The following is a 10,699-nucleotide window of genomic DNA, read 5'->3' as shown; positions in this document are numbered from 1 at the left end:
GCCATGAACGCGGCAAACAACGACGACACCAAACCGGCGGCCTGCGGCCTGGCCTGGCGGCTGCACGAACTGCTCGGCGCCACCAAGGCCCACGAGGGCCGCCGCCTGAGCTTCCTGGCGCTCGATCCCGCCCGCAAGCATTTCGGCCACGACTGGCCGCGGGTTTCGGGCAAGGTGCACGGGCTGGTGGCCACCACCCTGAAAAGCTTCCTGTCGGAAGGCGACGTCTATTCCGCCGCCGACGAGTTCTCGTACATCATCATGTCCAGCGGCCGGGCGGCCAGCGACTTCGACAAGCTGATGGAAGACATCAGCTCGGAAATCTCATCGCGGCTCACCGGCAAGGGCATCGCCAAGCAACTGGTCGCCATCATCCACCTCAATGCCGACACCGACGCCCATCACGGCGGCGAACGCAGGATCAGCACCCTGGCGGCCATCGATCCCAAGGATCACCTGAACAACATCGAACGGATCATGGAGGAAGCGGATTCCAACGTGGTCGAGTTCAAGATCGGCGACGTCAAGACCGCGCTGTCCCCGGTCCTGGCGCTCGGCACCATGTCCACCTCGGCCTGGGCCTGCCTGGCGTCGCGGGTGGACGAGGACGATGCCGCCCATTTCGGCTACGACGTCCTGCCGGCCGAGGCCGATCCCCTGCTGTTCGCCGAACTGGATGCCCTGACCGTCGAATATGCCGCCAAGCGGCTGAAGGAAGCCGCCGACCGCCACATGATCGTCCAGCTTCCCGTCCACCGCATCACGCTGTCCTCGAAGAAATACCGCGAGATGTACCTCAAGATCTGTCACGGCATGCTGGCCAACCGCAAGGAGCGGATCGTCTTCGACATCCACGGCATCGACGAGGGCACCCCGTCGAACCGCATCGCAGAATTCATGCAATGGCTGCGCCCCTACGGGAAGTCCATCGCCATCACCCTCGGCATCGATTTCTCGACGGTGGCCGCCTTCTCCGGCACCGGCGCGGTGTCCATCGGAACCGATATCAGGGCGCTGGACGACACCGCCGCCATCCAGAAGATCGGCAAGTTCGCCGGCCGGGCGAAGGCCGCCAACATGAAATGCCATATCCACGGCATATCCTCGAAATTCCAGGCCGAACTGTGCCTGAAACTCGACATCGACTTCATGGACGGCGAACTGATTCTGGACACCACCCTGCCGTAGGCGGCGGCGTCAGGACAGCAGCCGGTGCTGGACAAGGTAGATTCCGGCCCCCGCCAGATAGCCGATCAGGGCCAGCCAGCTGATCTTGCGCACGTACCAGAAGAAGTGGATCTTCTCCAGCCCCATGGCGGCGACGCCCGCCGCCGATCCGATGATCAGGATCGAGCCGCCGGTGCCGGCGCAATAGGCGAGGAACTCCCAGAGGAAGTGGTCCGGCGGGTATTGCTGCAGGCTGTACATACCCATGGACGCCGCCACCAGGGGCACGTTGTCGACGATGGCGCTCGCCACGCCGATGATCAGCACGATCACGTCCAGCCGCCCCACCACCTTGTCCAGCCACTGGGCCAGGGCGGTCAGGATGTGGGTGTGTTCCAGGGTGGCCACCGCGAGAAGGATGCCGACGAAGAACACGATGGAACTCATGTCGATCCGGCTCAGGGCGTGGGTCAGGGTCAGGTGCCGGCGGAAGACGTCGTCCTTGTTGCGGTGAAGCAGGTCGCCGACCAGCCAGAGGATGCCCAGGCCGAACAGGATGCCGAGGAACGGCGGCAGATGGGTGACGGTCTTGAACACCGGCACCGCCACCAGGATGCTCAGGCCGAGAAAGAACATCAGGTTGCGCTCGGATTCAGTGGTCCGGGCGCCGGAATCGCCCTCCGCCACCTCGCGCGCCACCACGTCGCGCCCGCGCAAGGCATAGGCGGTGATACCCAGCGGAACCACCATGCTGGCCACCGAGGGCAGGAACACGCCGGTGATGATGGCCAGGGTGGTGATCTGCCCGCCGATCCACAGCATGGTGGTGGTCACGTCGCCGATGGGCGACCAGGCTCCGCCCGAATTGGCGGCGATGACGATGATGCCGGCGAAGAACAGCCGGTCCTCGTGCTTGGCCAGCAGCTTTCGGATCAGCGACACCATGACGATGGTGGTCGTCAGGTTGTCGAGGATGGCGCTGAGGAAGAAGGTGACGATGCCCACCAGCCACAGCAGGGTCGGCAGCCGCGACGTCCTGATCCGCCGGGTGACCACGTCGAAGCCGTTATGGGCGTCCACCACCTCGACGATGGTCATGGCGCCCATCAGGAAGAAGACGATCTGCGCGGTGGCCGCCACCGTCTCACCCAGTTCCATGCCGATCCTGGGCGGATCGCCCGCCGATACCGCATAGACGGTCCACAACAATCCGGCTCCCACCAGGGCGGATGCCGATTTGTTGATCTTGATGGGGTGTTCGAGGGCGATGGCCGCATAGGCGACGATGAAAATGACGATGAGAGCGGTCAGCATTGCGCGGACTTCCTATCAAGAGCAGGCATGGCAGGGGGAAAGCCGCCGGGATGGCCCGGAGCGGCGGCGGCGGACGGCGGCGGCCCGGAAAAACCGGCCGGCACGGCGCGCGAAAGGGATGGCGGGCGGGTGCGGCATGAAAACACGGACGTCGAGGCTCCCGTGCGGCGGCCCGACCGGCACGAAAACCTGCCCGCGTCCGATGCGGGCACCCGGAATGAAGGTACACAGCCCGTTACGAAACCGCAACCGGCCGCTTGAGTGATCTACCCCATGGAAAGTGGGCGGTTATCGTCTATCATCACGCCCCCACCGTCACAGGGTCGCTTTCCGTGGACATCGAACTCGGCACCACTCCTTCCGGCACCCCGGCCCTCATGTCGCTCGAGGAACTGCTGGCCACCCGTCTTCTGGTGCAGGGCAATTCCGGCAGCGGCAAATCCCACCTGCTGCGCCGCCTGATCGAGCAGAGCGCCCACGCCGTCCAGCAGGTGGTGATCGATCCCGAGGGCGACTTCGCCAGCCTGGCCCAGGTGTTCGGCCACATCGTCATCGATTCCGGCGCCCAGAGCGAGAACGGCATGCGACTGATCGCCAGCCGGGCCCGCCAGATGCGGGTCTCCGTGGTGGTCAACCTGGAGAACCTGGACACCGAGCGCCAGATGCGCCACGCCGGGGCCTTCCTCAACGGGCTGTTCGACACCGACCGCCAGTACTGGACCCCGATCCTGGTGGTGGTGGACGAGGCCCAGCTGTTCGCGCCCGCCGTGGCCGGCGAGGTGGCCGACGACGCCCGCAAGACCTCGCTGGAGGCCATGACCAACCTGATGTGCCGGGGACGCAAGCGCGGGCTGGCCGGCATCATCGCCACCCAGCGCCTGGCCAAGCTGGCCAAGAACGTCGCGGCGGAAGCCAGCAACTTCCTCATGGGCCGCACCTTTCTCGACATCGACATGCAACGGGCCGCCGACCTGCTGGGCATCGACCGCCGCCAGGCCGAGGTGTTCCGCGACCTGGAATGCGGCCGCTTCGTCGGCCTCGGCCCGGCGCTGTCGCGCCGCTCGGTCACCATCCGCATCGGCGAGGTCCAGACCCGCAGCCATGCCGGCGGCGCCCGCCTGATGCCCCTGCCCGACAGGACGCCGGAAGAGGCCAGGGGATTGCTGTTCCAGGCCAATACCCCGCCGCCGCCGCCCTATGTGCCGGAAAAAGGACTGGGAACCGAAGCGCTGCTGGCCACCATCGACCACAGCCCGCCGGCCCCGGTCCCCCTGGCCGCTCCCGTCCCGGTGATGGCGGCGGCGGAAGCGGTCCGGACGGAGGCGCCCCCCGCCCCGGTCATGCCGCTGCCCGAAGCCGACCGCGGCGTCGGAATCGACAGCGTCCTCGACCAGTTGTTCAGCGAGAGCAGCGCCCTCGGGCGTTCGGTCTCCAGCCTCTACGACGATTTTCTGGCGCGCTGCCGCACCCACCGGCTGGCCGGCCGGGTCCTCGACATCGCCCATTTCCGCCGACGGCTGGTGCTGGCCCAGGCCGGGGTCACGCCCGCCGTCGCCACCCTGCCGGGATGGGAACGGGCGATGAGCGTCGCCAACGGCCTGGACGAGCAGTTCCAGGGGATTTTTCTGCATCTGGCGGCGGCCGCCATCCAGTCCCTGCCCTGCCCCAGCGATTCGATGATCACCCAGGCCTTCGGCAGCCACTCGCCCCGCCGGGCCCTGGCCGCCCTGGCCCGCATGCAGCAATTGGGGGTGGTCGAGGTCTACGAGGAGCTGAACGGCCAGCGGGTCGTCGTCCTGCCCGCCCTGCAATGGCGCACCGCGCCGGGCCACGCCAGCGACGTCCTGGCCTGGAGCGGCTGAGCAGCCAAGAAGCCGCCCCAACCCCAGATTTAACGGTCTTTCAACCTCTGGCATATGGGCGGATATGCCGATACCTGACCAGAAGCAATCAAATCATCGTCTTCCCGGTATATTCGCTAGCCAAAACATACATCGTGTCGTCACAATTGGCGATGGGGTCGGCGGCCGATGACAAGGGGCTGATGAGCGGATGCGGCACGAAGCGGATGGGACCGAGAACAACTGGCGGCATCTGATCGAGGCGGTCGAGGAGTTCGGCCAGGGCTTCACGATCTTTGATCGCGGCCTGCAACTGATCCTGTGCAACAAGCGCTTCCTGCGCATGCTGGACTTTCCCGACGCCATCGCCCGGCCGGGGGCCGAGTTCGCCGATTTCATCCGCTTCAACGCCGAGCGGGGGGAATATGGCGAAGGCAGCGTGGAGGCTCAGGTCGAGGAGCGGGTGGGGCAGGCGCGGCGCTTCGCGCCCCATTGCTTCGAACGCACCCGCCCCGACGGCACCATCATCGAGATCAGGGGCACGCCGCTGCCCAGCGGCGGCTTCGTCACCGTCTATTCCGACGTGACCGGGCGCAAGCGCGAGAAGGAGGAACTGGAACGCCAGACCCAATACCTGCGCTCGGTGATCGACCACCTGCCCCAGGGTATTTCCGTCTTCGACGAGAATCTGCGCCTGCGGTTCTGGAACACCAAACTGCTCGACGTGCTGGGTCTGCCGCCGGCGACGGTCCATTACAACGCGCCGTTCGAGGATCTGATCATGGTCCCGGCCCTGCGGGGGGAATACGGCCCCGGCGACCCGCACGAGCATGTGCGGACCCGCAAGGAACTGGCCCTCAAGTTCCAGCCCCACCGCTTCGAGCGGTCACGCCCCAACGAGCGCACCCATCTGGTCGAAGGCCGCCCCATGACTCTGGGCGACAGCGTGATCGGCTTCGTCACCACCTATACCGACATCACCGACCGCATCGCCATCGAAAGCGACATCCGCCAGAAGAACGACATTCTCCAGACCCTGTTCGACAACATTCCGGGCGGCATCTCCCTGTTCGACCAGGACCTGCGGCTGGTGGCCTGCAACGCCGAGTTCAAGCGGCTGCTCGACTTCCCCGAGGAGGTGTTCGCCGACGGCCCGCCCGGCATGGAGGACCTGTTCCGCTTCAACGCCCGGCGCGGCGAATACGGCGAGGTGGACGTGGAATCCCACACCGGCGCCATGATGGAGCGGGCCAAGCTGCGCCAACCCCACAAGTTCGAGCGGACCCGCGTCGACGGCACGGTGCTGGAAATCCGCGGCGTGCCGCTGCCCGACGGCGGCTTCGTCAGCATCTACACCGACATCACCGACCGCAAGCGGGCCGAGGAGGAGATCCAGCGCCTGGCCCGCTTCGATTCGCTGACCGGGCTGACCAACCGCCATTCCCTCGAAGTCCGGCTGGACCAGTGCCTGGCCGAGGCCCGCCGCCATTCCGGCCGGCTGGCGGTGATGTTCCTCGACCTCGACCGGTTCAAGGGCGTCAACGACAGCCTGGGCCACGCGGTGGGCGACGACCTGCTGAAGGAGGTCAGCCGGCGGCTGCAGGCCAGCGTCCGCGAATCCGACGTGGTGGCCCGCCTGGGCGGCGACGAGTTCGTGGTGGTGCTGACCGACATCGCCGGAGCCCAGGACGCCGGCGTGGTCGCCGACAAGATCATCTCGGTCGTCGCCCAGCCCGTCCAGGCGGGAGAGCACCACCTGCGGACCTCGACCTCGGTGGGGATCGCCCTGTTCCCCGATGACGGCCAGGACCGCATCACCCTGATGAAGCGCGCCGACATCGCCATGTACCGGGCCAAGGCGGCGGGGCGCGGCCGCCACCAGTTCTATCTGGCGGGCGCGAACGAGCTTGACGGCCTCCCCGCCGGCCACGGATGAAATCCCCGGACCTCACCCCCACGGCCCCCGCCGGCGGCCGAATCCCCGGCGGGGCGGCGGCGGCGGCGGAGCCCCGGCGGCGGCCATCCGCCGCAGGGCGTCGATACGGTTCTCCATGGCCGGATGGGTCGAGAACAGGCTGTCCATGCCGCGGCCGCTCAGCGGATTGACGATGAACAGATGGGCCGTGGCCGGATTGGCTTCGGCCCGGTGATTGGGAATGGCGTGGGCGCCCTGCTCGAGCCGCGCCAGCGCCGACGCCAGCCATAGCGGATTGCCGCAGATGGCGGCACCGCCGGAATCGGCGGCGTATTCCCTGGTCCGCGAGATGGCCATCTGCACCAGCATGGCCGCCAGGGGGGCGACGAGCATCACCAGGAGCGTCCCGACCACGCCGAGCGGCGCGCCGCCGCCCTCGCCGTCGTTGCGCCGGGACGCGCCGAAGATCATTCCGAACTGGGCGATCATGCCGATGGCGCCGGCGATGGTGGCGGTAATGGTCATGATGAGGGTGTCGCGGTTCCTCACATGGGCCAGTTCATGGGCCATGACGCCCTCCAGCTCTTCCGCGGACAGCAATTCCAGCAGGCCGGTGGTTGCCGCCACCGAGGCGTGCTCGGGATCGCGCCCGGTGGCAAAGGCGTTGGGCTGCGGCGAATCGATGACGAAGACCCTCGGCATGGGCAGGCCGGCCCGTCCGGCCAGCCGTCCGACCATGGAGTAGAGGCCGGGAGCGGAACGGGCGTCGACCTCGCGGGCGCCATACATGGACAGCACCATCCGGTCGGAATTCCAGTAGGCGAAGGCGTTCATGGCCAGGGCGACCAGAAAGGCCGTCACCATGCCGCCTTCGCCACCGATCATCCAACCGATGGCGACGAACAGCCCCGTCATGGCGGCAAGCAGCAGGGCGGTGCGCGTGGCGTTCATGAAGCATCCTCCGGCAGATGGTGTCCCGCTGAGAATCTGAGGTGATTTTCCGAGGGATCAAGTCGGAGGGCTGACGGAACCGCTTCCCGGCGGCGACGGGATGACGCGGTGCGGTATCGCGATCGGCGGCGCCGGCCCATCACAGGCCTTATCCCGAAGAGATACGGCATTATGTGTTTTTGTACGTTCTGATGCAAAAAAATTGACTCACCGTTAAAAAATGCATTACGACACATGAATGCTGTCGCGCCCCCCTCGGCGCCCGGAAGGAGAGGTCACCATGCTTGACAAGGTTGCCGGCACCAGGAAATCGGTTCCGACCTACTGCTACAACTGCGTCGCCGGTCCCGATCTGATGTGCGTCACGGTCGAGGACGGCGTGGCCGTGGCGGTCGAGCCCAACCACGAGGGCAAGGGCATTCACCCCGCCGACGGGCGGCCCTGCGTCAAGGCCTACGGCCTGATCCAGAAGACCTACAATCCCAACCGCGTGCTGACCCCCATGAAGCGGACCAACCCCAGGAAGGGCCGCGACCAGGATCCCGGCTTCGTCCCCATCTCGTGGGACGAGGCCCTGGACATCGTGGCGGACAAGCTGCGCTCCCTGCGCGAGAAGGGGCTCTTGAACGAGCAGGGCATGCCGCGCCTGGCCGCCACCTTCGGCCACGGCGGCACGCCGGCCAACTACATGGGAACCTTTCCCGCCTTCCTGGCCGCCTGGGGCCCCATCGACTTCAGCTTCGGCTCGGGCCAGGGCGTCAAGTGCGTCCATTCCGAGCACCTGTACGGCGAGTACTGGCACCGCGCCTTCACGGTGGCGGCCGACACGCCCAACGCCAATTACATCGTGTCGTTCGGCACCAATGTCGAGGTGTCGGGCGGTCCCTGCGGCGTGCGCCGCCACGCCGACGCCCGCATCCGCGGCATCAAGCGCGTCCAGGTCGAGCCGCATCTGTCGCCCACCGGGGCCTGCTCGGCCGAATGGGTGCCCATCAAGCCCAAGACCGACCCCGCCTTCATGTTCGCCATGCTGCACGTCATGCTGCACGAAGCGCCGAGGAGCGCGCTGGACCTCGCCTTCCTGCGCGACCGCACCGCGTCGCCCTACCTGGTGGGCGACGACGGCTGGTACCTGCGCGATGCCGAGAGCGGCAAGCCGCTGATGTGGGACACCGTCAGCAACGCGCCGGTCCCCCATGACCACCCCGGCGCGGTTCCCGCCCTGGACGGCGACTTCACCGTCCCCTCGGCGGCGGCCAACCTGCCCGACGGCGAAACGGTCCGGCGCGACAATGCCCGGGGACGGCCGGCCTTCGTGGTGCTGACCGAGACCATGCGCGCCTATACCCCGGAATGGGCCGAGGCGATCTGCGACGTCCCCGCCGCCGTGGTGCGCCGGGTGGCGCTGGAATATCTCGATGCCGCCTGTGTCGGCCAGACCGTCGAGGTGGACGGCAAGATTCTACCCTACCGCCCGGTGGCGGTGACGCTCGGCAAGACGGTCAACAACGGCTGGGGCGCCTATGAGTGCTGCTGGGCGCGCACCGTGCTGGCCACCCTGGTGGGCGCCCTGGAGGTGCCGGGCGGCACACTGGGCACCACGGTGCGCCTCAACCGACCCTACGAAAACCGCCTGAAGAGCGTCAAGCCCGGCGAGGATGGTTTCATGAACGCCCAGATGAACTCGACGAAGAAGGGCGGCTGGGCGGAAAAGCCCAAGGGCCGCAACGCCCACACTACGCTGATTCCCATCGTCGGCGATTCCAGCTGGGCCCAGGCCCTGGGGCCGACCCATCTGGCCTGGATGTTCCTGAAGGAGGCCCCCGAGGGCTGGGAGCCGCCCGAGCCGCCCGATGTGTGGATCGCCTACCGCACCAATCCCGCCATTTCCTTCTGGGACACCGCCCAGCTCTCCGGGAACATGGCCAGGATGCCGTTCGTGCTGTGCTTCGCCTACACCATGGACGAAACCAATCACATGGCCGACATCCTGCTGCCCGAGGCCACCGACCTGGAAAGCACCCAGTTGATCCGGGCGGGCGGCTCCAAGTTCGTGGAGCAGCACTGGGAGCACCAGGGCTTCGTGCTGCGCCAGCCGGCGGTAGCGCCCCACGGCGAAAGCCGCGACTTCACCTGGATCACCACCGAACTGTCGCGCCGCGTCGGGCTGCTGGAAAGCTACAACCGGGGTCTCAACAAGGGTTTCGCCCTGGTGCCGCTGAAGGGCGAGGGCTACGACTTCACTCTGGCAGAAGACCAGGTCCACGACGTGGACACCATCTGGGACGCGGTGTGCAAGGCGGCCACCGCCGGCGCCACCGCCGGCAAGGAAGTGCGCGGCCTGGACTGGATGAAGGAGAACGGCTTCTTCATGCAACCCTTCGCCCGCGAGGACTGGTACCTGCACGCCACCATGGTGGAGCAGGGCCTGCGTTACGAGCTGCCCTACCAGGAGCGGCTGATGCGGGTGGGCGAGGAGTTGCGCCGCCGCCTGCACGAGGCCGGCATCTTCTGGTGGGACGAGCAGTTGGAGGAATACCAGGGCATCCCCCACTGGCACGACGTCCCGGGCCGCTGGGTAAGCGCGGTGGAGCAGGCCGGCGCCAAGGCCGAAGACTTCCCCTTCTGGGGTATCACCACCAAGACCATGCCCTACACCACCGGCAACAATGCCGGCATCCCGCTGATGAACGAGGTGGCGGGCAATCTGCGCGGCCACGGCTCGGTGATCATCAACGCCTCGGCGGCGGCCAGGCTGGGCATCAAGCCGGGCGACTGGGTGGAGGTCAGCTCCATCGTCGGCCAGACGCGGGGCCGCGCCGCCCTGGTCCAGGGCTGCCGCCCCGACACCATCGTCATTCCCGGCCAATTCCAGCACTGGAAGACGCCCTACGCCAAGGATCTCAACTTCCCGTCGCTCAACACCATCACCCAGATGTCGCTGGAGCTGACCGACGCCACCGGCTCGGGCTCGGACGTGGTGCGCGTCGCGGTGCGCAAGGTCGACGGCCCCCTGCCGGCGGGAGAGGAATCATGAGCGCCCTGCCGGTGTCCGCCGCCACCACCCGCCGCCCCGCCGTGGAGACCGTCACGGTGGAACGCTGGCGGGACGGGGCCATCGAGACCGCCGACGACGTCGCCGCCGCCGAAGTGCCGGTCTGCCTGGAATACAACGGCATCTCCCACGCGGTGATGCTGGCCTCGCCCGCCGATCTCGAGGATTTCGCCCTCGGCTTCAGCCTGACCGAAGGCATCGTCGACCACCCCCGCGACATCCTCGACCTGGAGACGGAGGAACGGTGCGAGGGCATCGCCGTGCGGCTGACCGTCACCGCCCAGCGCTTCCACCGCCTGAAGGAGCGCCGCCGCTCCCTGGCCGGGCGCACCGGCTGCGGCCTGTGCGGCACGGAAAGCCTGTCCCAGGTATTCCGCGACATTCCCCGCCTGCCCACCACCTCGGCCATGGCCGCCCCGGCGCTGCAGGAGGCCTTCCAGTCCCTGGCCTCCAACC

General features: G+C 67.4%; 7 protein-coding genes. 5 read left to right on the top strand and 2 right to left on the bottom strand.

Features of this window, described 5'->3' with window-relative positions:
- Positions 1 to 3 precede the first annotated feature (3 nt).
- A complete protein-coding gene (locus H261_RS16165) occupies positions 4 to 1,188 on the top strand; it encodes an EAL domain-containing protein (protein ID WP_008619572.1) in 1,185 nt (394 codons plus the stop codon).
- A 9-nt stretch (positions 1,189 to 1,197) separates the two neighbouring features.
- On the opposite strand, the gene nhaD is transcribed toward H261_RS16165, so the two are convergent.
- The gene (nhaD, locus tag H261_RS16160; RefSeq protein ID WP_008619571.1) at positions 1,198 to 2,481 is read right to left on the bottom strand and encodes a sodium:proton antiporter NhaD; all 1,284 of its coding nucleotides are present in this window, start codon (positions 2,479 to 2,481) and stop codon (positions 1,198 to 1,200) included.
- A gap of 332 nt (positions 2,482 to 2,813) precedes the next feature.
- Here nhaD and H261_RS16155 point away from each other — a divergent pair, with 332 nt between their 5' ends.
- Positions 2,814 to 4,343 carry an ATP-binding protein gene (locus H261_RS16155; RefSeq protein ID WP_008619570.1) on the top strand — a complete coding sequence of 510 codons (1,530 nt, stop codon included), beginning with the start codon at positions 2,814 to 2,816 and terminating at the stop codon, positions 4,341 to 4,343.
- 190 nt (positions 4,344 to 4,533) lie between these two features.
- Positions 4,534 to 6,258 (top strand): PAS-domain containing protein, encoded by a 1,725-nt coding sequence (locus H261_RS16150; protein ID WP_008619568.1) that lies wholly within the window; start codon positions 4,534 to 4,536, stop codon positions 6,256 to 6,258.
- 12 nt (positions 6,259 to 6,270) lie between these two features.
- On the opposite strand, the gene htpX is transcribed toward H261_RS16150, so the two are convergent.
- A complete protein-coding gene (htpX, locus tag H261_RS16145; RefSeq protein ID WP_008619559.1) occupies positions 6,271 to 7,188 on the bottom strand; it encodes a zinc metalloprotease HtpX in 918 nt (305 codons plus the stop codon).
- Between the two features lie 280 nt (positions 7,189 to 7,468).
- Here htpX and H261_RS16140 point away from each other — a divergent pair, with 280 nt between their 5' ends.
- Positions 7,469 to 10,225 (top strand): molybdopterin-dependent oxidoreductase, encoded by a 2,757-nt coding sequence (locus H261_RS16140; RefSeq protein WP_008619558.1) that lies wholly within the window; start codon positions 7,469 to 7,471, stop codon positions 10,223 to 10,225.
- On the top strand, positions 10,222 to 10,699 hold a 478-nt coding region (locus tag H261_RS16135), incomplete at its 3' end, for a formate dehydrogenase accessory sulfurtransferase FdhD (protein WP_008619557.1). The genes H261_RS16140 and H261_RS16135, both read left to right, overlap by 4 nt.

The sequence above is a fragment of the Paramagnetospirillum caucaseum genome (assembly GCF_000342045.1).
Classification (GTDB): domain Bacteria; phylum Pseudomonadota; class Alphaproteobacteria; order Rhodospirillales; family Magnetospirillaceae; genus Phaeospirillum; species Phaeospirillum caucaseum.
The sequence above is the reverse complement of the archived record's forward strand: the minus strand, read 5'-3'. Positions and strand labels throughout refer to the sequence as shown.